Raw genomic sequence first — 24,666 nt, 5'->3', positions numbered from 1 at the left:
TTTTTGTTATCCAGTGCCTAAGCCGGTGTCCTCACCGGCGACAACAATATTGTGTTTAAACATGCTATTTACACAAACAATCTAACCGCTAACCGCTATCAGCTAATAGCGGTTAGCTAGCTCCTTCCGGTTAAGAAACCAATCCCGGCACTTCTACCATCTCATCTGTATCGGCAGTATAATCTACACCATTCACTTTAAAGCCGAACAGGTTATAGAAATCTGTTTTATAGCCTTCCAGGTCGCCGATGGCGGGGAGGGTTTCGGTAGTAGCTTCTTTCCACAGGGCGGCAACCTGGTCCTGCACATCGGTGCGCATTTCCCAGTCGTCGATGCGTATTCTGCCCTTGTCGTCTGTGGGTACGCCGCCGCTGAAGTACAAACGTTGTGCAAACAGGCGCTGCATCTGTTCAATACAGCCTTCGTGAATGCCTTTCTCTTTCATTACTTTGTACAGCAGTGAAATGTACAGCGGAATAACCGGTATAGCAGAGCTGGCCTGTGTTACCAGGGCTTTGTTAACCGATACATAGGCTTTGCCGCCAATGTTACCGAGCTTGCCGGTAATAACGCTGGCAGTTGCTTCCAGGTGGTCTTTTGCACGGCCAATGGTGCCTTTGCGGTACACAGGCTCTGTTAAATCGGGCCCAATGTAAGAGTAGGCAACCGTAGTAGCACCGGGTGCCAGTACGCCTGCTTTGTTCAGTGCTTCCATCCACATATCCCAGTCTTCACCACCCATTACGGCAACGGTGTTGGCAATATCTTCTTCGGTGCAGGGCTCAATGGAAATGGTAGAGACTACGCCTGTATGAAAATCGACTGTTTTATTCGTAAAGGTTTGACCGATGGGTTTCAGCACCGAGCGGTGTGTAATGCCTGTAACCGGGTTGGTACGCACGGGAGAGGCAATGCTGTATATCACCAGGTCAACCTGGCCGAGGTCGGCTTTAATCAGGTCGATGGTTTTTTCTTTGATCTCGTTGGAAAAGGCGTCGCCATTGATGCTTTTGGCATACAAACCTGCAGCCTGTGCCTGCTGTTCAAAAGCAGCGGTATTGTACCAGCCTGGAGAAGCTGTTTTACCGGGCTGTGCGGGTTTCTCGAAATATACGCCTATGGTGGCCGCATTTGAACCAAAAGCACTGGTAATGCGTGAAGCCAGTCCAAAACCGGTAGATGCGCCGATCACCAATACTTTCTTAGCGCCGTTGATGGTGCCTTTTGATTTGGTATAGTTAATCTGGTTGATGACGTTTTGCTCGCATCCTTTCGGGTGTGCCGTGAGGCAGATAAATCCCCTGATCCTGGGTTCAATAATCATAGTTGCTATTCGTTGATTTCAGAAATAGGGGGTGAAATTAGGGTAATTGGCCATTTTATCAAAAAACAGATCTCCGCAGCAGGTGCGGTGCTGTTCCCTGTATCTTTGACGCATGGCTACCGGGAAGGCAATGTTTTATCCGCCGCTGATTATTACGCTGCAGTTACAGGCAGCTGACCAGCTTTATTTCAATGAACTGCGCAACCGGTATTTCCCCGCGCATGCCAATTACCTCGATGCGCATATTACGCTGTTTCACAAACTGCCTTCCAATGAACCGCTGATTCCGCAGGTGCTACAGCAGGTAGCGCAGCGCACCGCCATTGCGTTACAGGTAAGTGGTGTCAGCAATATGGGCACGGGTGTGGCATACGCACTCGTTTCTGCAGAAACACAGGCACTACACCAACAATTGCAGCAGGCTTTTGAGCCCTGGCTGGTCAGGCAGGACAGGCAGCGCATATGGCCGCATATCACCATTCAGAATAAAGTAACTGCATTCAAGGCGCAGCAACTGCACACAACCCTGCAGGAAACCTTTCAGCCTTTCATGATACAGGCCACCGGCATCGCCACCTGGAAATACCTCAAAGGCCCCTGGCGGCCATCGAACTTCTACCCGTTTACCGGTTAAGTAACGTCAAAAGTTAAACGTTAAACCTCTTCAGCAGCTCCATAACATTTAATCCCTGCCGTTCATCCACAACAGGGGCAGGAGGGGCAGTTTTTGGGTGCTTTTGTGCCATTTTATGATTAAGTTTATAGAAATATTCTTGCCAGATGAAAAAGATTGCCCTACTGATTCACGAAGACGTGGTTTTGTCAACCGTAGCGGGCGCGCTCGACATGCTGATTCATACCAACCGGTACCTGCAATCCATCGGCAAACCGCCGGCCTTTAAAATCACCCTGGCAGGCGAAGAACAGCAGAACAATTTGCTGCATGTAGCCACCCAGTTTCTCGAATACAAAACGCTGGATGATGCCGCCGATGCCGACCTGGTGGTGATTCCTGCCTTTTACGGCAATCCCGACCTGGTATTCAAAAAACACAATATTGCACTGGAATGGATTCGCGATATGTACCAGCAGGGCGCTGAGCTGGCCAGTTTGTGCTGCGGCAGTTACATGCTGGCGCAGGCAGGGTTGCTGACCGGCAAAACCTGTACCTCGCACTGGCGCGATATTGAAGACCTGCAGCAGCGTTACCCTGATGTGAACTTTTTCTCGCACCGTGTTATCACCGACCAGGATGGCATTTATACCAGCGGTGGCGCTTTCTCTTCCCTTAACCTTATGCTGTACATTATTGAAAAAGTATGCGGCCGCGAAATGGGGGTGTGGGCAAGTAAAATGTTCTCGCTTGATATAGACCGCGTAAACCAGTCGCATTTTGCCATTTTTGAAGGGCAGCGTTGCCACAGTGACGAAGAAATACTGAAGGCGCAGACGTATATAGAACAAAGTTACCATGCAGAAATAACGGTAGAAGATGTTGCCGAAAAAGTAAACATGAGCAAGCGCAACTTTATCCGCCGCTTTAAGAAAGCCACCCAGAATACCCCGCTCGAATACCTGCAGCGCGTAAAAATAGAAGCCGCCAAAAAAGCCCTCGAACGCAATGAGCAAAGCATCAGTTCCCTGATGTACGAAACGGGCTATAACGATGTAAAAACCTTCCGCTATGTGTTCAAGCGCCTTACCGGGCTAACTCCGCAAGACTACCGCAGGAAGTTCAGCCGTGAAGCGTGATAGCAGTGAATAGTGAATAGTCAATAGTGAATAAAAGAAAAAGGAGCGCATCGCGCTCCTTTTTCTTTACACAATGCCGGCATCAACAACACAATATTTCAGTACCGAGCCTTCAAAATACGCTCCGGTCTCCGCTAATAATGCAGCGTAATTCGGCGATTTCCGCGAGAGAAAAACCGTGTCTCTGACTGAACTTTTAAACATTGAAACACTTGAACCTTAAAATCGCCGCTTTTCCTTAACTTTGTAAGGCAGCTTTATCAGTTTGCCTTATTATTTTATGTCCGATAAACAAGACCTTGCAATAGCTGCGGAGATCCGCATTGCTGTATCACGCATATTGAGACAGTTCAGGAAACAGGTAGTGAATTTCCCGGTTTCCATGACCGAACAAACAACACTGGCATTGCTCGACCAGCATGAAAAAATGCTGCCATCTGAACTGGCGGCTATAGAGCGTATTACCGCCCAGTCTATGTCGCAGGTGCTGAATAACCTGCATAGCCTGGGATATATTCACAAAGAAGTGAGTACTGAAGACAAACGCAAAATATACATATCACTCAGCAAAACAGGTCTGGAAGTGTTAAACAGCATCCGCACCAAACGCAATGAGTGGCTGGCAAATGCGATGGCCAAAACCTTAACTGCAGAAGAAAAGAAAGTGCTGAAACAATCAGCCGCGATATTAACGCGACTTGCTGCCATCGATTTATAAATAATATTGTTTGAAAAAATTACAGGTATTCCGTTCGTTACGCTACCGCAATTACCGGTTGTATTTTACAGGTCAAAGTATTTCACTCATCGGCACCTGGATGCAACGCATGGCTGTAAGCTGGCTTGTGTACCGGCTTACGCATTCGGCGCTGATGCTGGGTATTGTGAGTTTTGCAGGTTTAATTCCCTCTTTGCTGCTGAGCCCGTATGCCGGCGCGCTGACAGACCGGCATAACCGCTACCGCATCCTGTTGTATTCGCAAATCGCTTCCATGATACAATCGGGTCTGCTGGCGCTGATGGTGCTGATGCATTACTACAACATCACCGGCATTATATTGCTAAGCATAGCCCAGGGTGTCATCAATGCATTTGATACCACCTCGCGCCAATCGCTGATGATTGAATTTATTGAAGACAAAGCCGATTTGCCCAATGCCATTGCACTGAACTCCACCATGGTAAACCTCGCGCGCATACTTGGTCCGGCGCTGGCAGGTATTATACTCAATGCATTTGGCGAAGGCGTTTGTTTCCTGGTTGATTTTCTGACCTTTGTAGCTGTGATTATCTCCCTGCTCATGATGCGCCTGGTGCTGCAGCCATCGCGCAAAAACAATGAGAATATCTGGGAAGGTTTTAAACAGGGCTACCGTTATTTACAAACCCACCGCGATATACGTGCTACCATTATCATGATGGCGTTCACCAGTATTTTTGTTACCTCCTTCAGTACGCTGATGCCCGTATTTGCGCGGGATATTTACAAGGGCAATGCAACCACCTTCAGCTGGTTTGGCAGCAGTACCGGTATCGGCGCATTGTGCAGTGCCATATACATGGCTTCTTTAAAGCAAAGCAAACGCCTGCTGAATATACTGTCAACCGCGAGTGTGCTGTTCGGTTTGGGTGTACTGCTGTTTTCACTGGTACATATACTGCCGCTGGCATTGCTGTTTTTAATGCTGGGAGGAGCGGGTATGATGATGCAGATTTCTTCTACCAATACCTATATTCAAACGCATGTTGATAACCATATGCGCGGCCGCATTATCAGCTATTATGTAATGGCCTTCCAGGGCATGCTGCCCATTGGCAGCCTGATAACCGGTTTTGCTGCACACCGGCTGGGTGCACCGTTAACAGTAAGTATTGAAGGTTGCCTTGGATTGGTGTGCGCAGGTGTGTTTACCTGGTACATGCGCAGGCTGCGTGCACAGCAGGCATTAAGTGCGGATAATGTCAGTGTCGGGGGGAGTGTAGCCTAATAGGCGGCTCATGATCAGTATTTGCCCCTTGTGGTGAAACTCATGCGTGGTAACATGCATAAACACTGCGAGCGGGGTAGTGGTTACCTGTTTGCCGCTTCCCTGCAATGTATGCGTAAAGGGATCGTGCCAGCGGTGCAGGAAATGCTGGTCAAACCGTTCCATCAACACATTTACCTGGTTGTACATGGCTGTTACGGCCGTCATGTCCTGTATCTTTTCTTCCTCAAAATAAGCAGCGTACTGCTGCAGGGCAAACAACTGCGCCCAATGAATGTACACATTCGCCACATGCACCAGCAGGTTGCGGATACTGGTATTGTTAAACACCGCAACAGGCTGTAACAGGTGTTCCGGCTTTAAGCTGCAACAGTATTGCAATAATATTCCGCGGGCCTGGGTTACCAGGTCGTATTGCTTGTTTACAACAATATCAGGCTGTTCCTGCTGCATCATTAAAATTAATTATACTTGTTGAAATGCCATCTGCCGTTTATACCATTTTCTTTTAGGAACGGTTTTAGCTGTTTCAGGCTTTTATCGTAATTATGCACCGGTAAACCAGGCCAAAAACAGATGCCTGTTGTTGAATAGACAGATCGAATTATGAGAAAAATTGTTATTGCAGCAGCCTTGTGCATAAGCGCATGCACAGGTGTGCAGGCACAGCTTGACAGTACGGCCATTAAAAATGGGTGGACGATGCATTTTCAGCTCACTGCTGTATCGCAAAGCCATCCTTCCTTCAAGGCCCAATACAGCGGCCCCAACAGCCTGGTAGATTCGGCCGAAAAAGGCTTACTCAGTGTAACCACTACTTTATTTGCAGGCAAACGCCTGTGGAAGAATGCGGCTGTTTATTTCAATCCTGAAATAGCCGGCGGCAGCGGCATGAGTGGTGCAAAAGGCATTGCCGGTTTCCCTAACGGAGAAACATTCCGCATCGGTAATCCTGCGCCTGCGTTGTATGTAGCCCGTGCCTACCTGCAGCAGCATATCGCACTGGCCAATGCTACATACGTGCAAGCCAATGATGATATTAACCAGGTACAGGCAATGATCCCCGACAGGCGCATTACCATTAGTGCCGGTAAATTCGCTATCAGTGATTTTTACGATGACAATGCTTTTAGTCATGACCCGCGCACGCAGTTTTTAAACTGGAGCCTGATGAGCAATGGTGCCTGGGATTATCCCGCCAATACCCGTGGTTATACGGTTGGACTGGTGGCTGAACTCATACAGCCAGGCTGGGCTATCCGTTTAAGCGGTGTACAGGTGCCTAAAAAAGCGAACGGCCCCGAGCTGGATGGCAAGATCTTTAAAGCCAATGGCGAAACCCTCGAATTTGAGAAATCATACACCCTGGGTAAAAGGGCAGGTACTGTGCGTTTGCTGGGCTTTTTTAATACCACGCAGGCTCCCGGTTACCGCGCTACCATTAAACAAACACAACAGGGAGACAGCACCAATGTACCCGTATTTACCGGCGATGCCGACTTGCAGCATTATGGTGGCAGTAAATGGGGCTGGGGTGTAAATGCCAACCAGGATATCAGTGATAACACAGGCGTATTTTTCCGCGCCAGCTGGAATGATGGTAAAACAGCTACCTGGGCGTTCACCGAAATAGACCGCAGCATCAGCGGTGGCATACACATCAATGGCAATGGCTGGAAACGCCCCAATGATCATATCGGTGCTGCCATTGTAGTAAATGGCATCTCAAAAGACCACCGTGATTTTCTCGCGTCCGGGTTGCATGGCTTTATCATCGGCGACGGACAGCTGAACTACGGCAGCGAAAATATTGCTGAGGTATACTATGCCGCTCAGCTTTTTAAACATGTTATTTTCTCCGGTGACTACCAGTTTGTAAGTCACCCGGCATACAATAAAGACCGCGGGCCTGTGCATGTATTCGCCATAAGGGGGCATATCGAATTTTAGTGGTGGGATCACTGTCCAAGGGATTCCTTCGGAGGTGAATAATGAATAGTCAATAGTGAATAAAATACAAAAGTCCCGCCCGGCTTAGCCGGGCGGGACTTTTGACATCAGGATTGCCGCATTCAAGCATCTGCTATTCGCTATTAGCTAACAGCTACTGCAGATTTTATTTTTAAAGTGTAGCTTTAACACTTATATTTGACTGTCAGCCTTCACGCCGGTCATGGGACTTACCGGCTTCGTCCGATTGATGACTGACGCATTGCTGCCACTGCTTTATGAAACTCTAACAAATAAACTGAACCGAAGTGAAACATGTAAACCGGTTACTTGCCCTCGCTGCCTTTGCCATAGGCGGTACTGCTGCTTTTGCCCAAACAACTGTTCCCGTTGTTGTTGGTGCGCCTGAAAAAGATATTGTTATCAGCAAACACATTTATGGTCATTTCTCTGAACACCTGGGTCATTGTATTTACGATGGGTTCTGGGTAAACGAGAACCTGAACGTACCTAAAAAAGACCGTATCAGGCTTGATATTGTGGACGCGCTGAAGAAGATCAAAATCCCCAACCTGCGCTGGCCAGGCGGTTGTTTTGCTGATGAATACCACTGGAGAGATGGTATTGGCCCGCGCAAACAACGCCCGGTAATGATCAACACCAACTGGGGTAATGTTACAGAAGACAACAGCTTTGGCACCCACGAATTCCTGGAGTTGTGCAGCCTGTTGGGTACAGAACCCTATATCACCGGCAATGTAGGCAGCGGCACGGTAGAAGAAATGAGCAAATGGGTAGAGTACCTGAACTTTGATGGTGTAAGCCCTGTGACCGGTATCCGCAAGCAAAACGGGCACGAAAAGCCTTTTAATGTGAGCTTCTGGGGTGTGGGTAACGAGAGCTGGGGCTGCGGCGGCAATATGTCGCCCGAGTTTTATGCCAGCCAGTTTAAGCGGTATGCCACCTTCTGTAAAAACTACCCCAACGCGCAGCTGAAGAAAATTGCTTCAGGCCCCAATGTAGACGATTACCGCTGGACAGAAACACTGATGAAAGAAGTGCCTTCCTGGCTAATGTGGGGGCTGTCACTGCATTATTATACGGTTCCGAAAGACTGGGGTAACAAAGGCTCTGCCACACAGTTTGATGAAAAAGAATACTTCACCACCATGCAGAAATGCCTGTACATGGATGAGCTGGTAACCAAACACAGCGCCATCATGGACAAGTACGATCCTAAAAAGCATGTATCGCTGGTGGTAGATGAGTGGGGTATATGGACCAACGTAGAACCCGGCACCAATGGCGCTTTCCTGTACCAGCAAAACAGTATGCGCGATGCATTGGTGGCAGCTACTACACTGAACATTTTTAACAACCACGCAGACCGTGTGCGCATGGCCAACCTGGCGCAAACCATTAACGTGCTGCAGGCGCTGGTGCTCACCGATAAGGAAAAAATGCTGCTCACACCCACATACCATGTGTTCGACCTGTACCAGGTACACCAGAATGCACACCAGCTGAAACTGCATTTTGCCAGTCCGGACTACAGTGTAGGCGATCAGAAAATACCGGCAGTAAACGGATCTGCTTCACAGGACAGTTCAGGTGCCATTCATATATCACTGGTAAACCTCGATGCATCAAAAAAAATCAGCATCAGTGCATTGCTGCCGGCAAATGCAGGTGCCAAAGTATCGGCCAGGGTACTTACAGCTGCGGCATTTAACAGTTACAACAGCTTTGATGAGCCCAATAAAGTAGTACCTGCAGCCTTCAGCGACTTTAAGAAAGATGGCAGTCAACTGGCAGTAACCTTGCCGCCGATTTCAGTTGTCGTTTTGACAATTCAATAACCGGCAGGCCCTTTTTGATAAAAAAAACGGGAATGGATGCACTTGCATTCAGTTATCACGATTATATTCACGCCTCAAACTGAAACTTGTAGTATGAAACATCTAGCCGGTTACACCATGGCGCCCCTGGTTGCAGCAGCATTAATGCTTGCATCCTGCGGCAATAACGACAACAAAACTGCCAGCACTGAAAAAACTGATTCTGCCGCTGCTGCAAAAGCAGGCATAACCCGCGCCGACTGGGGTGAAACAGATGGTAAAAAAGTAGCTTTATATACGCTCACCAATAAAAACGGTGTGCAGGTAAAAATCTCCAATTACGGCGGCACCATTACTTCGTTCCTGGCGCCCGATAAAACAGGCAAAATACAAAACATTGTACTCGGCTTTGACAGTCTTGCAGGTTACCTGGCCAAGCCGCCTTATTTCGGCGCTACCATTGGCCGTTACGGCAACCGCATTGGCAACGCAACCTTTAAGCTGAACGGCACGGCCTATAAACTGGCAGCCAACAACGGTAAAAACCACCTGCACGGCGGCATTAAAGGGTTCGACAAACAGGTATGGGATGCAGATGCAACAGTTGATTCCGTATCGTCACTTACCCTGCATTATGTAAGCAAAGACGGTGAAGAAGGGTACCCGGGTACGCTTACCGTAGCCGTTCGTTTTACACTGGATGATGACAACGCACTGCAGATTGATTATACTGCTACCACTGATAAGGCAACTGTGCTGAACCTGACCAATCACAGCTACTGGAACATCAGTGGTGATGCCGGCAATGTAATTCTCGACGAGAAACTGCAGCTGAATGCAGACCATTACACGCCGGTTGATACATCACTGATCACCACAGGTGAAATAAAAGCAGTAAAGGGCACCCCGTTTGACTTTACCACTGCAGAAAAAATCGGCGCAAGAATAGGCCAGGTGCCAGGTGGGTATGACCACAACTTTGTGCTGAACCGTAAAGACAGCTCTATGCAACTGGCAGCTACCGTTACCGATTCTATCAGCGGCCGCAAACTGGAAGTATTTACCACCGAGCCTGGTCTGCAGTTTTATACCGGCAACTTCCTCGATGGTACCATCAAAACACCTGCCGGTGTAGCCATCCAGCAACACGCTGCACTTTGCCTGGAAACCCAACACTATCCTGATTCGCCCAATAAGCCCAATTTCCCTTCCGTAGTGCTGGAACCGGGTAAACAGTACCACACCGTTACAAAATACAAGATCTCTGCCCAGTAATATGCAGTGTATTTGAATACTATAAAAAGCAGCAGGCCAACAGCCTGCTGCTTTTTTTTGCCCCCTGGCGGGGCCTCCGGCTGTTTCCTGCCCTTTATGCACTGTTAACTATTCACTGCCCGTTTGCTATCGTCGTTTGTAAAAACCTGTTTGTCATTTTATTGTGGGTATTCTTCGTATTTAACATTTAGCGGTACATGATTTTCTTACCTTTAAGTTTAACCACTGTATACCTGCGGATTGATTGCTTCCGCGACAGCCTGTTTGTACGCACGCTGCAATGCAGCCAAAGGTATGGTTCCGGGTAAAAAAGCTGCATTTACCCGTTTTAGAAAAAGTAAGCCCTGCACATTTGTTGGTTCTCTAATGTTTCATGCATAAAAATGTATTCCTATGATCGTGCAGTTATGTGGCCTGTCAGGCGCAGGTAAATCAACGCTCTCTACCGGTGTAAAACAAAAGCTGGAAAATTATGGCGTGCGTGTGGAGCTGATTGACGGTGATGATTACCGTTCGCACCTTTGCCGCGACCTCGGGTTTTCCCGGGAAGACCGTATGGAAAATATACGGCGGCTGGGTTTTGTTGCCAGCAAATTGTCTGCCCATGGCATTGTTGTTATTATCAGTGCCATTAATCCCTACAACACAATACGGGAAGAGCTCGCAAACAGCTATGAAAATGTAAAAACCATTTACCTCGACTGCGCGCTGGATACACTGATTGCGCGTGATACCAAAGGCCTTTACCGCCGTGCCTTACTGGAGAATGGGCATCCCGATAAAATTTACAATCTCACCGGCATCAACGATCCCTTCGAAGTGCCTGCACAACCCGATATACATATACAAACAGACAAGGAAACGCTGGAACAAAGTGTAAACACGGTGTTCCGCTTCATTGTACGCCAGTTACCCGGCGTAGTAAGCCGTTTTGATTAAGCCCATGCAGCTGCTGCGGTATGCCGGTGTATAACCGGTACAACCCGTGCTGCAACTGGATGATCAATGGTTTACATTTTCTTTTACCTAACCTGTTGTATATGCAAAATAAAGTTGTTATAGTTACGGGCATGCACCGTTCCTTCACCTCGCTGGTAACGCAGTGGCTGTATAAATGCGGCCTGCATGTTGGCGATAACCTGCTGGGCGCTAACACCGGCAATGATGATGGTCATTTTGAAGACCTCGATTTTTTACAAGCCCATGAAGCACTGCTGCAGCAACGCGGGCTGGATATATCGGGTATCACCGATCATTCCATCAGTACACTTACTCCCGGTGAACTGGCCACGCTACAGGCCATGGTAACTGATAAAAATAATGCCCATGAGCAATGGGGCTGGAAAGAACCACGTACCTGTCTTTTCCTGGATGCTTATAAACAAATAATACCAGATGCGTTTTACCTGGTGGTGTACCGCGGTTATGCAGATGTGGTCAGCTCTTTGATTAACCGCCTGCATAAAGCGCACTGCGCCAAATATGCCACGCGTAATGATGTGTCGCGTTTTATATGGAACAAACTGCGCAAGCGCTGGTATAAACATGCTTTGTGCAGGAAGCTGGTAACCGGCTACCTGAAAGTATGGATACGCTACAATGAGGCCATACTGCTGCATTTGGCTGCGCAGCCTGCTGACAGTTACCTGGTAGTTAACCACGCTTTATTATACGAAAACAGCCATGCCGTGTTTGAGCAGCTGCGCGGTAAGTGGGGATTGCATTTGCAGTACGTGGAATTTAATGCGGTATTTAAACCTTTGCTTACCGGCAATACACTGGATATTGCGCGTTATGTGAAAGATAAAACCTTACTGCTGCATGCATCGGCTATCGAGAACAGTCTGCACAGCCTGTTGCTGCACAAGGGTTGGATGGTACAGGTAATACCTTCAGAAAACAGTAAGCCAATTACACGTTCTAAAGTATAGTGTTGTCAACAGAGCGCATTTAGTTAAGTTTTGCCGCCTGGTAAGGGAACGGAGCACTTAACTAAATGTTGCTGTTTTATCCGATAGCGGCATTGTAGTGGAAGATGGTTTCATCATCGCGGCTGCGGTCTTTTTCAATCAGCTTGCGCAAGCCGGTAAGCCCGGCAATAGCCTGGGGAAACAAAATGGTTTCGATGGTAGAAGTGATAGACTGCATGCCACTTTCCAGTTCTTCATCTTTAATGGTTGTGTTGTTGTCACGCAGTGCATGCAGCATTTTATCGCGGGTGTGCTGGGTAGCGCTTGCCAGTCGCTGCGCTTTGGCGGTTAGCATCCTGTAAAGCTCGTCTCGCCTGAAATCGTACTTAAAATATTTCATGTTACTCGTTTACGGCTCGTGTTTATGCATTTGAAACAGGCAGTAAAATTAGGCGTTAATTATAACCTGCCTGATATAAAACTATTATGACCTATAACAAAAAGGCATAAAGAAAGTTCACAGGTGATGCAGCAATCTGCAGTTTTTTCACGTCCGTATGGTCGCATTTACTGCGCCCGCCGGGTTTCACTGTTGGGTGCAAGCGGCAAGCAGGCATTCACTGTGCCCCCCCCAAGCTAAGCGCTATCCGCTGAAAGCTACTCGCTTGCCTTGTATATCCGCTTCGCAAGCTGGATAAAATGTTTGTTCAGCTCACTTGTTTCGCCTTTGCGTTGAATGAAATAGAAACGTCTTTCTATCTGCAGCCCTTCAAATTCCACCTCTGTTAATTCGCCCTGGCGCAATTCCTTGGTTACCGAACGCTGCGATAAAAAGCCCAGGCAATCAGATTCCACGATAAAGTTTTTCAGCGCTTCGGTACCGCCCAGCCTGGCTTTGATATTGAGATCGCTGAGCTGGATCTTGTTTTTCAGCAATCCTCTTTTCACTGCTTCCAGTGTGCCGCTGCCACGTTCGCGGATGGCGATGGGCATGTGGCTGATGTCTTTAAGACTGTATATTTTTTTCCTGGCCAGTGCACTTTTTTTACTGCATACGGCAATTACCTTGTCGGTAAGAAACGGGAGATAGGTAACGTTGTTGGGCTTGCCTTTTTCTTCGGTGATGCCGAGGTTAATCTCCTTGTTCAATAAGGCTTCGAGTACAATTTCGGTATTGCGGTTGAGCAGGGTAATTTCTACCAGCGGAAACTGCTGGTGAAAAACCGACATGGCCCTGGGCAGAATATACAAGGCTACCGTGGTGCTGGCGCCGAGCTGTAAAATACCGGATGCCTGTTGCTGCTGCTGCAGGTACGAGATGTCAAATTCGGTTTGCTCCTGTATCTGCCGGACTGTGAGCAGCCGGTCGTACAGCAGTTTGCCTGCTTCGGTAAGCTGTATTTTAAGGCCATTGCGTTCAAACAGTTTGGTCTGGTATTGTTCTTCGAGCGATTTTACATGCCTGCTGATGGCGGGCTGCGAGATATACAATTCCTGGCTGGCTTTGGAAAAGCTCTTTTGCCGTGCCACTTCCATAAATGCCAGGTGACGGTTAGATAACATACATGATGATTGGTGCCACTATTCACTGTGCGCTTCGGTCTGCTCAGGGCTGCGGCTGGTATTCGATAACTACTTTGGCATTGCGTTGTTCGGTAGAGGAAATAAACAGCTCATACCTTTTGCCACCTGTGGTAACCACCATCAATGCAGTATTGGGCGGAATGCGGCCAAGGTTATCGGCTACCATTACCAGTTCATGTGTGTTTACGCCTTCCTGCAATCCCAGCGTGATATTGATGGCTTCGTTGGATAGCCTTTTTTTGTACACCACCACTTCATTGTTGTGATACACCGTGATGGTATCGTCATCAATTTCGCCATTATCGTACAGCTGTATCTTAATATCCGGCGAATGGGTTACGATGGTCTTTACCAGTTTGTTTTCCCTTTCTGCAATAATCCTGGGCACAGGCAAAGGCCTGGGTGGCGCCAGTGTTTTGGGGGTACTTACCGGCGGGTCTGCAGGTGGTGTTACCGTAGCAATAGATGCGTCGGGTTTATGGCGTGCAGTATCTGCGCGCGGCGTTTGCGTTCTGGCTGTGCCGGTTGCAGGTGTTGTGCTGCGTTTGGGCGTTGCGGATGGGGCAGCGGGTTTGGGTTTTGTTGTTTTGGCAGTACTGCTGTTGCCGGGTTTCGTTGTTGTTTTATTGCCGGGTTTGGTTGTAGCCGGTGTTTTAGAACGGGGTTTGGCAGCAGTGGCCGTGCTGTCTTTCGGTGTGCCGGAAGGCTTGTCCGGTGCAGGTTTGGCTGTTGTAGCCGCGCTGTCTACCAGGTTATCGTCTGCACCGGGTTTTATGCGTTGCGGGCTGCGCCGTTCTTTGCGCAGCAGGAAGTCTTCTTTGGTAAAATCGCTGTTCTGCACACGCTCCAGGTATACACGCCCGGTGCCGCAATCAGTGCCCAGCGTCATGGTAACGCTGGAATACGTGCCTTCGAGGTATTCAAGTGCACCTTCCTTGTGGTATTGCAGGTAGCAGGTCATAAGGCAGGGCGTGCTGGCATCGGTGACCTTGAATTCGATCATTTTGTTTTCCTTAACAATCAGGTTGCCTGTTTTGTCCATGAAAATGCCCTGCAGATCGGCCTTGCCGTAAAACACCTTGCTGGCATAACTGTAAGAGTAGGTAACGCCCTCGAGGGAATGTTTGGGCGACTGCTTCATCTGTATTTCGTACTTGTATTTTTCACCGGCCATACCGGTGGTGTTTACAAACGTGCCGCGCCATATCCCGGTTAAATCCTGGGCAGGCAGCAACAGCGGGCAAACAGCCATACATAGCAAAATCAAACAACACTTCATAAGGTAAATGTACAATGCAATATACGGGAAAGAGCGCACAACGCATCGCGGCATGGTTTGATGGTTGCATGGCCGGATGGCTGGCCTGCTTTGTTCCCGCGGGATATCCGGCATGTGCATTTGCTTCATGCGCGTATATTCGTTACTTTTGCTACCCTTACAATAAAATTAGCTAGAGGATTTGTTTGTATGATTAACATTACATTCCCGGATGGCGCAGTGCGTCAGTTTGAAGCAGGGGTTTCAGCCCTCGACATTGCCAAATCCATCAGTGAAGGATTGGCCAGAAAAGTATTGGCAGCAAGTGTAAATGGTGAAGTATGGGATGCCACGCGCCCCATCTATACCGATACCTCGCTCAAACTGCTCACATGGGATGATACGGACGGCAAATCTACCTTCTGGCACTCTTCTGCGCACCTCATGGCAGAAGCCGTGGAAAGCCTGTTTCCCGGCGTGAAGTTCTGGGTTGGACCAGCCATTGACAAAGGCTTTTACTACGATATGGACCTGGGCGACCGCAAGCTCACCGAAGAGGATCTGGCTGCGCTGGAAAAGAAAATGAACGAACTGGCCAAACAGAACAATGCCTATGTGCGCAAGGAAATGCCCAAGGCCGAGGCCGTGAAATACTTTGAAGAAAAAGGTGACGAATATAAACTGGACCTGCTGCAGAACCTGCAGGATGGTTCCATCACTTTCTACACACAGGGACATTTTACCGACCTGTGCCGCGGACCGCATATTCCCGGTACCGGCGCTATCAAAGCCATTAAGCTCACCAGCATTGCAGGCGCTTACTGGAAAGGCGACGAAAAAAACAAACAGCTTACCCGCATTTACGGCGTAACCTTCCCTAACCAGAAAGAGCTGGACGAATACCTGGCCATGCTGGAAGAAGCGAAAAAACGCGACCACCGCAAGCTGGGTAAAGAGCTGGGTATTTTCACTATGGACGACGATATTGGCCAGGGCCTGCCTTTGTGGATGCCCAATGGTACCGTTATTATCGAAGAGCTGGAAAAACTGGCCAAGGAAACCGAAGAAGAGGCTGGCTACAAACGCGTGGTAACACCACATATCGCGAAAGAAAACCTGTACCTCACCAGCGGTCACCTGCCGTATTATGCAGACAGCATGTTCCCGCCCATGGAACTGGATAATACCAAGTATTACCTGAAAGCGATGAACTGCCCGCACCACCACAAAATATTTTCGGCAGAACCCAAGAGCTATAAAGACCTGCCGCTGCGTTTGGCTGAATACGGTACCTGTTACCGTTACGAGCAAAGCGGTGAGTTGTTTGGTTTAATGCGTGTGCGCTGTTTACACATGAACGACGCGCATATTTACTGTACCAAGGAACAATTTGCACAGGAATTCAGGGCAGTAAATGACATGTACCTGAAATATTTCAAGATATTTGGTATCGACAAATACGTGATGCGCCTGTCGCTGCATGACCCTGCGAAACTGGGCCAGAAGTACATCAACGAGCCTGAACTGTGGCTGCAAACCGAGCAGATGGTGCGTGAAGTACTGATAGAAACAGGTACTCCGTTTGTTGAAGTTGCCGGCGAAGGTGCGTTCTATGGTCCTAAAATTGATGTGCAGATATGGAGTGTGATAGGCCGCGAGTTTACCCTGGCCACCAACCAGGTCGATTTTGCGCAGGGCCGCAGGTTTAACCTGGAATACACCACCAGCGACAACGGCACCGATGTTCCCCTGATTATTCACCGCGCGCCATTGGGTACGCACGAACGCTTTATCGGCTTTTTGCTGGAGCAGTATGCAGGCAAATTCCCTGTATGGCTGTCGCCGCTGCAGGTGAAAATACTGCCCATCAGCGATAAGTTCATGGGTTATGCGGAAGAGGTGAAACAGGCACTGCGTAAGGCTAAAGTGCGTGTGGACATTGATGACCGCAACGAAAAAATTGGCAAGAAAATACGTGAGGCTGAACTGAGCCGCGTACCGTATATGCTGGTGATAGGTGAGAAGGAAATGAACGACCGCGCACTGTCTGTTCGCAGGCAGGGTAAGGGTGATGCAGGCACCGTTTCACTGGAAGCTTTCGTAAGCCAGATCAAAGAGGAAATTGAAGAAAGAAGGGCCACGCAGGACTAGCGCAGGTGTCATAAATATTTTAACACTTGTTGCAGCCGCAACAATTGATTACCTTTAGAAAGTTTTATTAACAACACATTAAAAATTAAAACCATTTTTCACTAAACAACAGTTAATGGCGTTACCACAAAGAGGCGGGGGAGGAAGATTTAATCCCAGGTTTAACAGGCAGCCGGAGCCTGAACATCGTATAAACGAACGAATCCGGGTTCCACAGGTTCGATTGGTTGGCGATAATGTCACGGTAGGTGTTTACCCGATTGAAGAAGCCCGCCGCATCGCGCAGCAGCAGGAACTGGACTTGGTTGAGATATCTCCCAACGGAGATCCTCCTGTTTGTAAGGTAATCGATTACAAAAAATTCCTATACGAGAAGAAGCGTAAGGAAAAAGAAATGAAAGCCAATGCCAAGCAAAGCGAGGTGAAAGAAATTCGCTTTACGCCTGGTACCGACGATCATGATTTTGACTTTAAAGCAAAACATGCCGAAAAATTCCTGAAAGACGGAAACAAGGTAAAAGCTTATGTGCAGTTTAAAGGCCGTGCCATCATGTTTAAAGACCGTGGTGAGTTACTGCTCCTGAAATTCGCAGAGCGCTTAACCGAAGTGGGTGCACTGGAAGGCATGCCCAAAATGGAAGGCAAAAGAATGCTGGCCATGTTTGCTCCTAAAAGCAGCAAAAAGAAATAGGAAACACGTTAATCGGTTTACCGTTTACGATACAAAAAAGCGTCCCGGCTTAACCGGGACGCTTTTTTAATGCAATAATATGAGAGGTAAACCATAGAACCATTCATCCATTACAGCTACCCTCTTAGTTCTCCGTTCCCTGCCTGGGGTCGGTGCGCTGGTTCTTCTGGAATTTTTTGCTTTGGTTGGCAGGCTGGGCTTTCTGCATGTTTTTCAGCGATTGCTCCAACAGTTTCTTCTCGTCGCTTTTGCCCTCGTCATCTTTCAGGATGGTAGGCTGCGGTGCGTGACCATCCGTGAGTTTGTAGGTGAATACCTTGCTCACGTGCGCCCAGTGGCCGTTCTGCCATTTAAAGCCCTCGTAATCGCCGTCGGGTATCAGTGTATAACGCTTGCTCTGGTTATTGTCTTCACTTACGAGATGATCAAAAATAATCATGTCCATTTCAGGATCATAGGCCATGCGTGCACGGCCCTCTTTTTTATATTCCAGGCAAAAGCGGTAGGCAGGCTGCGCTGGCTTCAGGCTGTCATTTTTATAGTCGAAGTACTGACCGCCGAAATGCGGGTTGCCGGCTTCATCGAACGTAAGCACATCAATCCATTTTTTGGTGCTGCGCATATTATTGTCGTCAAAGCCGAGCAGGGTGTAGTATTTTTTAGCGCCGGCTTTTTTCATCACAATGCCATAATAAATAGCGCCGATCCAGTTAAGGTTCGAACGTACACTATCTACCGGGTTCTGCGTAAAATCAGACATATCAATCAGCGGGAATAGCTTCAGCGAGCCGTCTGCCGTTTTCATCTGGATAGCGCCGCGCTGGCGATAATAGTCATCGTCGCGTTGAAACTGCCAGGTAAATACACGGAAAGTTGTGTCAGGTGCATACAGGGTAGAGACTGTTTGAACGGAATCAAAATCGTAATCAAAGGAATAAGGTGTATGCAGGGCTTTTACCAGGGTGCGGATAAAACTGCTGTCTGCCGCAAAACGCCTGGATGCTTCCACGTCATAAATCATCTGCTGCCCCAGCTTTTTCAATGTGTCTTCCAGCACCGTAAGCCGCTGACGGTCAGGTTTGGATAAACGTTGAGCACTGGTGCACAAACAAAGGCTGCTGAATACAATAAGTAGAACGTAACGCATAATTATTCTCCCGGGTAAAAATACAACGTTATCAAAACGTATGGCGTACCTGTTTTGTTATTTGTTGCCCAAAAAAGTTTGTAATGGCCTGCAGCGGATAGTTGTTAGTCAATAGCTTCAAAGAGAAGGAGATATGCGGGTTGACTGATATTCATCGCTGGCGTTCATTATACATTGATGCTCTCTTGCTGAATTTTTAAACTGCTTATTGCCAATCAAGTATATCGCTTTGCTGATTATTTATTCCAGTTGCTTTAAGGCTTGCGCAAAACTATCCAGGTCATTGAACCGGAGATCAATATCAGGGTGCGGGAACGGGGTTTCGGGGTGGGTAGTGGCCACAAAGACAGTGTACATGCCGGCATTGCGGCCAAACCGCATGTCGCTGGGCTTGTTGCCTACCATAATGCTTTTGGTGAAATCGATATGGGGGAAATCGGCCTTTGCCTGCCAGGCCATGCCGGGCTGGGGTTTGCGGTTAATGGCGCTGTTATCAGTATCCGGAGCAAAATAAATGCGATCTATACGGCCGCCTTTTGCCTGTACGGCGCTTAACAGCACCTGGTGTATGCTGTCAAGATCTGCTACGGTCATTAGTCCCTTGCCAATGCCTTTTTGGTTTGTGACCATTACAATGGTGCCGAACCTGCGGGCGAGTACATCAATATGGTCAAGTACGTTTTCGTATAGCCTGAACTCACCTGTGTTGAGAATATAGTCTTCTTCCTTTTCGTAATTGAACACACCGTCCCGGTCAAGAAAGAGGGTCCAGCTGCTGTTGATATTGTTGAGATCGAGCATTGATTTGAACTTTTGTGCTGCGGCAACGCCGTTTGGTTATACGGTGTCTTCGCCGCCGAAGAGCTGTTCTTCTACCAGCTGGCAAATAATATGGCCAATAAGTATATGCGCTTCCTGTATGCGGGGTGTATCAGTTGCCGGTACATTAAACAGGTAATCGCTCCATGCTTTCAGCGCACCGCCCGTGATGCCGGTAAAACCCATGGTGATAACACCCTTTTCCCGCGCAGCTTCGAAGGCGCGCACAATGTTGGGGGAGTTGCCCGATGTGCTGAGACCGATTAACACATCGCCGCTTAAACCAATACCCGTTACCAGGCGTGCATATATTTCATCAAAGCTGTAATCGTTGGCTACAGCTGTAAGATAAGAGGTGTTGCAGTGAAGTGCTTCTGCGGGTAGGGCCTGCCTGTTTTTGTAAAACCTGCCGGAGAACTCTGCTGCCAGGTGCTGTGCATCTGCCGCGCTGCCGCCGTTTCCGCAAAACAGTACCTTATTGCCGTTTTTAAAGGCATTGGTAATGGTGTTGCAGGCAATGGCAATCTGTTGCAGAAACAAATCATCCTGCAATAGTTGCTGTTTTACGCTTACAGAAGCACTGATGATATTTCTTATTTTATCCATTTCTTATCGATAGTTGTACTGAGTAGTATCAAATGTAGGCTACTGCAGCTATTGTACCAATGCAAGTAAGGTATCGGCCAAAGTTTTCCAGCTATATTTTTTCTTTTCTTCTTTCAGATAGGGCAGAAAATGCTGTTCGCCCAGCTGGTATAAACGCAATATCCCATTTGCAATGGCCAAAGGTTCGGGTGCTGTTACAACACCCACTTTCCCGTCAGGCACGGTGTCGGGCAGGCCGCCTACATTGGTTACCAGCATGGGTTTTTCGAAATGATAGGCCAGCGGGGTAACACCGCTTTGTGTGGCGTTGCGGTAGGGCTGTGCTACAAAATCTGTTGCGCAGAGATAGTATTTTACTTCGCTGTCGGGTATAAAATCGGTATGCAGCAACACGCGGTCGCCGATGTTCAGCTCGCTGATCAGCTGGTGATAGGTGTTGGCATCATCATAAAACTCACCGGCTACCAGCAGTTTGATGCCTGCGTTACGAACGGCATCTGTGGCCATGGCGCGCAACAACAAATCGAGCCCTTTGTACTGGCGGATAAAGCCAAAGAACAGGATGATTTTATCATTGGCATCGAGTTGTAAATGTTCACGCGCCTGTGTTTTGGGCAGCAGTTCACCAAACTGGTCATAAATGGGATGGTTAACCAGGGCTGCTTTTTTCTGTGTAAACTCCCGCAGGTCGCGCAGCACCTTGTCGCTCATGGTAACAAACGCATCTACCGGTTGCATAAAATAACGTGTGAAGGGCTTGTCGCCTGCACGTTTTTCATGCGGTTTCACATTGTCGGCCAGGCATACTACTTTGGTGTGCCTGTTGCTGCGGGCAATACGCAATATTGTACCCAGACAAGGCCCCATCAGCGGAAGCCAGTAACGCACAATAATTACATCGGGCCTTAGCCGCTTAAGCTGCAAACCGGTACTGATCCAGTTAAAGGGATTGATGGAATTGATGCAGACACGTATGTTTAAACCGGCAGGTGCAGGTTCAGACGAATATTGGGTAGTGCCCGGAAACATAAAGCCCGGGTATTGCAGCGAAAAGGTAAAGATGGTTACCTGGTGCCCGTCTTGCTGCAATTGCCTGGCCAGCCGTTCGCCCGAAGCTGCGATACCGCCGCGCAGGGGATGGGCGGGTGATATGATAACGATATTCGACATAGAGAGCGGGGAAATGGTGAATAGTGAGCGGTCAGTGGTGAGTGGTCAGTGGTGAGTAGAGTTGACGTTTCTGTAATACTCACTGCTCACTACTCACTTCTCACTATTTATACTCCCAGTTTTTTTTCAATCAGGTAATTGTTGCGTTCGGTGGAGTTGCGGTTGATTAATTCGGCTACAAAACCTGCGAGAAACAGCTGCATACCAATGATCATAAAGGTAAGCGAGCCATAAAAAGCAGGTCTGTTGGTGAGTGCGAAATCAGCCACAACCAGCTTGCCGATAAACAGGTAAATGCTCATGGCAAAACCGATTAAAAAACACAGCGTGCCGTACAGGCCAAAGAAGTGCATGGGGCGTTTGCCAAAGCGGCTTACAAAGCTGATGGTAGCAAGATCGAGGAAGCCATTTACAAAACGGTCCCACCCAAACTTGGTTACACCGTACTTGCGTGCACGGTGTTCTACCACTTTCTCGGTAATTTTTCTGAAACCTGCCCATTTGGCGAGTATGGGAATGTAACGGTGCATTTCACCGTAAACTTCTATGCTTTTGACTACTTTTTTATTGTAGGATTTTAGGCCGCAGTTAAAATCATGCAGTTTAATACCGGAGCTTTTGCGGGCAGCGGCATTAAACAGTTTAGAAGGCAGGTTTTTGGTGAGCTTGTTATCGAAGCGTTTTTTCTTCCAGCCGCTAACCAGGTCAAAACCGTCAACCACGATCATTTTATACAGATCAGGAATTTCATCAGGTGAATCCTGCAGGTCGGCATCCATGGTAATGATCACATCACCTTTGGCTGCTTTAAAGCCTTCATTGAGTGCCGCTGATTTTCCGTAGTTGCGCTGAAATTTTATGCCCTTGATACATGGGTTAGACTGCGACAATTGTTCAATTACCTGCCAGCTGTTATCTGTACTGCCATCATCTACCAGGATTACTTCATAAGATTTTTGCTGTTCATTAATAACACGCGCAATCCATTCGGTTAATTCGGGTAATGATTCTTCTTCATTCAAAAGCGGAACTACAATAGTTATATCCATGCCGGGAAATTGGGCTTCTTTTTATTGTTGAAAAGGGTTCTGTGCCTGCGGGTTCTTTTTGGCAACTGCTGCACCGATTGCTGATGCAATAGCGCCTACAACACCAAATGCGATGATGATACCGCCGATAGCGAAAGGCATGAAAAATTTGCGTGTCATATCAAGACCCTGCTGTATCTGCTCAGGTGTTGCCTTGCCTTCTTCAATCATCTTTTTGCGGGCCGTATCAATGGTAATATCGATAATGTCAGGGAACAATACTTTTATGCTTAATACGGTATACAGCGCCTGGATGACGATAACAACAGCGGTGATTTTAAAACCGTGCGCAAACACGTTGCCGAAGGTAACATTGCCATTGTTTTGTTTGGCATATTCAATGCATCCGTAAATGATGCCGCCGATGAGTATCAGGAAAGATACGGAGCCGAGCGGGCGGTTTTCCATTTGGTGGGTGAAATACACAACCAGGTTAAAAACAATCAGCACCAGGGAAATAATAAGGCCATATACGGCTGGCTTAACAGGTTTTGTTTCCATGTATAAAATTATTTATTCAAATGTAACTGACCTTTGTGGATAATCCCAATAACCTGGCCTTTTAATGCCTTATCAAGAAACGGCGTGTTGTACGACTTGCTTTTATTGTTCTGTTTGCTGAGGGTTGTGCTGCCTCCGGTGCTGAACAGGGTAATATTGGCGGTTGCTCCCTTTTGCACGGTAGCAGGTTCCAGCGCAAATACCGAGCGGGCGTTACCGCCAAACAGTTGTGCTATCCGTTCTGCAGACAAACCGGGTATGGCAGTGAGCACCGCTGCAAAGGCTGTTTGCAGGCCAGCCATACCGGCTTTGGCATATTCAAATTCGCAGGTTTTATGATCCCAGTTCTGCGGTATATGGTGCGATGCAATGCAGTCTACCACGCCGCTTTTCACTGCTTCACGCAGGGCCAGCATATCGGCGCGTGAACGCAGGGGAGGCGTAACCTTTAAATTGGTATCGTAGGTTTGTAAATCTTCATCACAGAAGCTTACATGATATGGTGTGGCGCTGCAGGTGATCTGCAAACCTTCCGCTTTTGCTGCTGCAATCATGCGCAGGCTATTTTCGGTAGATACGCCGGTAATGTGCAGCTGGCTGCCGGTGTAACGCAGCAGCTCAATATCGCGGTGCACCATCAGTTCTTCTGCCAGTGCAGGAATGCCGGGCAGACCCAGTTGCGTAGAAATAATGCCTTCGTGCATCAGGCCGTATTTGCCGATGCTGTCATCTGCAGGCACCTGTATTACCACGCCGTTGAATGCTTTTACGTACTGCAATGCTTTAAGCAGCAGTCCGGGTGATTGCACAGGATAAATACCATCAGAAAAAGCAATGGCGCCGCTGTTCTGCATGTCGTACATTTCGGCGAGCTCCTTTCCTTCTATGCCCTTGGTTACAGCGCCCAGCGGGCGTAAGGTAACCGGCAGTGCATTGGATTTTTGCACGATATATTCCACCTGGGTTTTGTTGTGCACCACAGGTTGCGTATTGGGCAATACAAATACTTCGGTATAGCCACCTGCTGCTGCTGCTGCTGCACCTGATTCGAGGGTTTCCCTGTACTCAATACCGGGATCGCAGAGATGGGCAAACAGGTCTACCCAACCAGCCGAGGCGGTTAAGCCTGCTGCACTGATTTCCTGCACCCCATCTTTGGCTGCAATGGAAGGTTCGATGGCGGTGATAACACCCTGTTCTATTAAAATATCCTGCGTTTGACCGTTGAGGGGAGATGATGCATCTGCTATTAATACCTGCCGGAGTAAAATATTCATGGGCCGCACAAAAATTTTTTGCAATATACTTTGTTTTTTACAAAAACCCTTTACATTTGCAACCCGTTAACGATACGGCTGTTATTTAAAACATGCTGGTTAACAGAGGTTTCGGGTGGTGGCGCAGCCCGGTAGCGCACTTGTATGGGGTGCAAGGGGTCGCAAGTTCGAATCTTGTCCACCCGACCAAAGACTTCGGTCAAATTTAGTGAAGAGGCCGTCTCAAAAGTATTTGGGGCGGCTTTTTCAATATTGGCCGGTATACCACGCTATATAGCGGAGACTTTGATTAAGTGAGGTAAAATTATAAGATCACAGGATTGTGTTAGTAGAAGGG

Annotated in this window: 23 protein-coding genes and 1 tRNA gene; 12 read left to right on the top strand and 12 right to left on the bottom strand. The window is 48.1% G+C overall.

The genetic code is table 11. The annotated features are described in order from the left end of the window. Positions 1-130 precede the first annotated feature (130 nt). Positions 131-1,324, bottom strand: coding sequence for an enoyl-ACP reductase FabV (gene fabV, locus DXN05_RS24125; RefSeq protein ID WP_116849884.1), 1,194 nt, complete (start codon positions 1,322-1,324; stop codon positions 131-133). A 112-nt stretch (positions 1,325-1,436) separates the two neighbouring features. Here fabV and DXN05_RS24120 point away from each other — a divergent pair, with 112 nt between their 5' ends. The 4 genes from DXN05_RS24120 (at position 1,437) to DXN05_RS24105 (ending at position 5,064) form a co-directional block, all read left to right on the top strand. Continuing rightward, on the top strand, positions 1,437-1,958 hold the full coding sequence (locus tag DXN05_RS24120) for a 2'-5' RNA ligase family protein (protein WP_116849883.1): 522 nt from the start codon (positions 1,437-1,439) through the stop codon (positions 1,956-1,958). A 146-nt stretch (positions 1,959-2,104) separates the two neighbouring features. Then, complete coding sequence (locus DXN05_RS24115; RefSeq protein WP_116849882.1) at positions 2,105-3,076, top strand: GlxA family transcriptional regulator; 972 nt, start codon at positions 2,105-2,107, stop codon at positions 3,074-3,076. A 280-nt stretch (positions 3,077-3,356) separates the two neighbouring features. Next, positions 3,357-3,794, top strand: coding sequence for a MarR family winged helix-turn-helix transcriptional regulator (locus DXN05_RS24110; RefSeq protein ID WP_116849881.1), 438 nt, complete (start codon positions 3,357-3,359; stop codon positions 3,792-3,794). A gap of 10 nt (positions 3,795-3,804) precedes the next feature. Then, on the top strand, positions 3,805-5,064 hold the full coding sequence (locus DXN05_RS24105; RefSeq protein ID WP_116849880.1) for an MFS transporter: 1,260 nt from the start codon (positions 3,805-3,807) through the stop codon (positions 5,062-5,064). On the opposite strand, the gene DXN05_RS24100 is transcribed toward DXN05_RS24105, so the two are convergent. Continuing rightward, positions 5,023-5,520, bottom strand: a complete 498-nt coding sequence (locus DXN05_RS24100) for a DinB family protein (protein ID WP_116849879.1) — start codon at positions 5,518-5,520, stop codon at positions 5,023-5,025. The genes DXN05_RS24105 and DXN05_RS24100 overlap by 42 nt on opposite strands. 150 nt (positions 5,521-5,670) lie before the next feature. Here DXN05_RS24100 and DXN05_RS24095 point away from each other — a divergent pair, with 150 nt between their 5' ends. From DXN05_RS24095 to DXN05_RS24075, 5 genes are all read left to right on the top strand, one after another. Beyond that, a complete protein-coding gene (locus DXN05_RS24095) occupies positions 5,671-7,014 on the top strand; it encodes a carbohydrate porin (RefSeq protein WP_116849878.1) in 1,344 nt (447 codons plus the stop codon). A gap of 308 nt (positions 7,015-7,322) precedes the next feature. Next, positions 7,323-8,873: an alpha-N-arabinofuranosidase gene (locus tag DXN05_RS24090; protein WP_116849877.1), complete on the top strand. Its 1,551-nt coding sequence runs from the start codon at positions 7,323-7,325 to the stop codon at positions 8,871-8,873. 93 nt (positions 8,874-8,966) lie between these two features. After that, positions 8,967-10,127 carry an aldose epimerase family protein gene (locus tag DXN05_RS24085; protein WP_116849876.1) on the top strand — a complete coding sequence of 387 codons (1,161 nt, stop codon included), beginning with the start codon at positions 8,967-8,969 and terminating at the stop codon, positions 10,125-10,127. Positions 10,128-10,520: 393 nt separating this feature from the next. Continuing rightward, positions 10,521-11,066, top strand: a complete 546-nt coding sequence (gene cysC, locus DXN05_RS24080; RefSeq protein WP_116849875.1) for an adenylyl-sulfate kinase — start codon at positions 10,521-10,523, stop codon at positions 11,064-11,066. A 101-nt stretch (positions 11,067-11,167) separates the two neighbouring features. Continuing rightward, complete coding sequence (locus DXN05_RS24075; RefSeq protein WP_147314085.1) at positions 11,168-12,058, top strand: hypothetical protein; 891 nt, start codon at positions 11,168-11,170, stop codon at positions 12,056-12,058. A 76-nt stretch (positions 12,059-12,134) separates the two neighbouring features. On the opposite strand, the gene DXN05_RS24070 is transcribed toward DXN05_RS24075, so the two are convergent. From DXN05_RS24070 to DXN05_RS24060, 3 genes are all read right to left on the bottom strand, one after another. After that, positions 12,135-12,437 carry a hypothetical protein gene (locus DXN05_RS24070; protein ID WP_116849873.1) on the bottom strand — a complete coding sequence of 101 codons (303 nt, stop codon included), beginning with the start codon at positions 12,435-12,437 and terminating at the stop codon, positions 12,135-12,137. 257 nt (positions 12,438-12,694) lie between these two features. Beyond that, on the bottom strand, positions 12,695-13,600 hold the full coding sequence (locus tag DXN05_RS24065) for a LysR family transcriptional regulator (RefSeq protein ID WP_116849872.1): 906 nt from the start codon (positions 13,598-13,600) through the stop codon (positions 12,695-12,697). Between the two features lie 43 nt (positions 13,601-13,643). Then, entirely contained in the window at positions 13,644-14,873 is a 1,230-nt protein-coding gene (locus DXN05_RS24060; protein ID WP_116849871.1) for a hypothetical protein, read from the bottom strand. A 216-nt stretch (positions 14,874-15,089) separates the two neighbouring features. On the opposite strand from DXN05_RS24060, the gene thrS reads away from it, so the two are divergent. Further along, positions 15,090-17,030 (top strand): threonine--tRNA ligase, encoded by a 1,941-nt coding sequence (thrS, locus tag DXN05_RS24055; protein ID WP_116849870.1) that lies wholly within the window; start codon positions 15,090-15,092, stop codon positions 17,028-17,030. 115 nt (positions 17,031-17,145) lie between these two features. Then, positions 17,146-17,721 carry a translation initiation factor IF-3 gene (gene infC, locus DXN05_RS24050; protein WP_116849869.1) on the top strand — a complete coding sequence of 192 codons (576 nt, stop codon included), beginning with the start codon at positions 17,146-17,148 and terminating at the stop codon, positions 17,719-17,721. Between the two features lie 124 nt (positions 17,722-17,845). Here infC and DXN05_RS24045 read toward each other — a convergent pair whose 3' ends face one another. The 7 genes from DXN05_RS24045 to DXN05_RS24015 form a co-directional block, all read right to left on the bottom strand. Continuing rightward, positions 17,846-18,868 (bottom strand): hypothetical protein, encoded by a 1,023-nt coding sequence (locus DXN05_RS24045; protein WP_147314081.1) that lies wholly within the window; start codon positions 18,866-18,868, stop codon positions 17,846-17,848. 240 nt (positions 18,869-19,108) lie between these two features. After that, entirely contained in the window at positions 19,109-19,669 is a 561-nt protein-coding gene (locus tag DXN05_RS24040) for a D-glycero-alpha-D-manno-heptose-1,7-bisphosphate 7-phosphatase (protein ID WP_116849867.1), read from the bottom strand. 36 nt (positions 19,670-19,705) lie between these two features. Beyond that, positions 19,706-20,293, bottom strand: coding sequence for a D-sedoheptulose-7-phosphate isomerase (locus DXN05_RS24035; protein ID WP_116849866.1), 588 nt, complete (start codon positions 20,291-20,293; stop codon positions 19,706-19,708). A gap of 48 nt (positions 20,294-20,341) precedes the next feature. Then, positions 20,342-21,463, bottom strand: coding sequence for a glycosyltransferase (locus tag DXN05_RS24030; RefSeq protein ID WP_116849865.1), 1,122 nt, complete (start codon positions 21,461-21,463; stop codon positions 20,342-20,344). A 107-nt stretch (positions 21,464-21,570) separates the two neighbouring features. After that, a complete protein-coding gene (locus DXN05_RS24025; protein ID WP_116849864.1) occupies positions 21,571-22,512 on the bottom strand; it encodes a glycosyltransferase family 2 protein in 942 nt (313 codons plus the stop codon). A gap of 21 nt (positions 22,513-22,533) precedes the next feature. Then, positions 22,534-23,052 carry a DUF4199 domain-containing protein gene (locus DXN05_RS24020; RefSeq protein ID WP_116849863.1) on the bottom strand — a complete coding sequence of 173 codons (519 nt, stop codon included), beginning with the start codon at positions 23,050-23,052 and terminating at the stop codon, positions 22,534-22,536. 8 nt (positions 23,053-23,060) lie between these two features. Next, positions 23,061-24,329, bottom strand: coding sequence for a dihydroorotase (locus DXN05_RS24015; RefSeq protein WP_116849893.1), 1,269 nt, complete (start codon positions 24,327-24,329; stop codon positions 23,061-23,063). Between the two features lie 112 nt (positions 24,330-24,441). On the opposite strand from DXN05_RS24015, the gene DXN05_RS24010 reads away from it, so the two are divergent. Beyond that, positions 24,442-24,518, top strand: a tRNA-Pro gene (locus DXN05_RS24010). Positions 24,519-24,666 lie beyond the last annotated feature (148 nt).

Source organism: Deminuibacter soli (assembly GCF_003412455.1).
Taxonomy (GTDB): Bacteria; Bacteroidota; Bacteroidia; order Chitinophagales; family Chitinophagaceae; genus Deminuibacter; species Deminuibacter soli.
The sequence above is the reverse complement of the archived record's forward strand: the minus strand, read 5'-3'. Positions and strand labels throughout refer to the sequence as shown.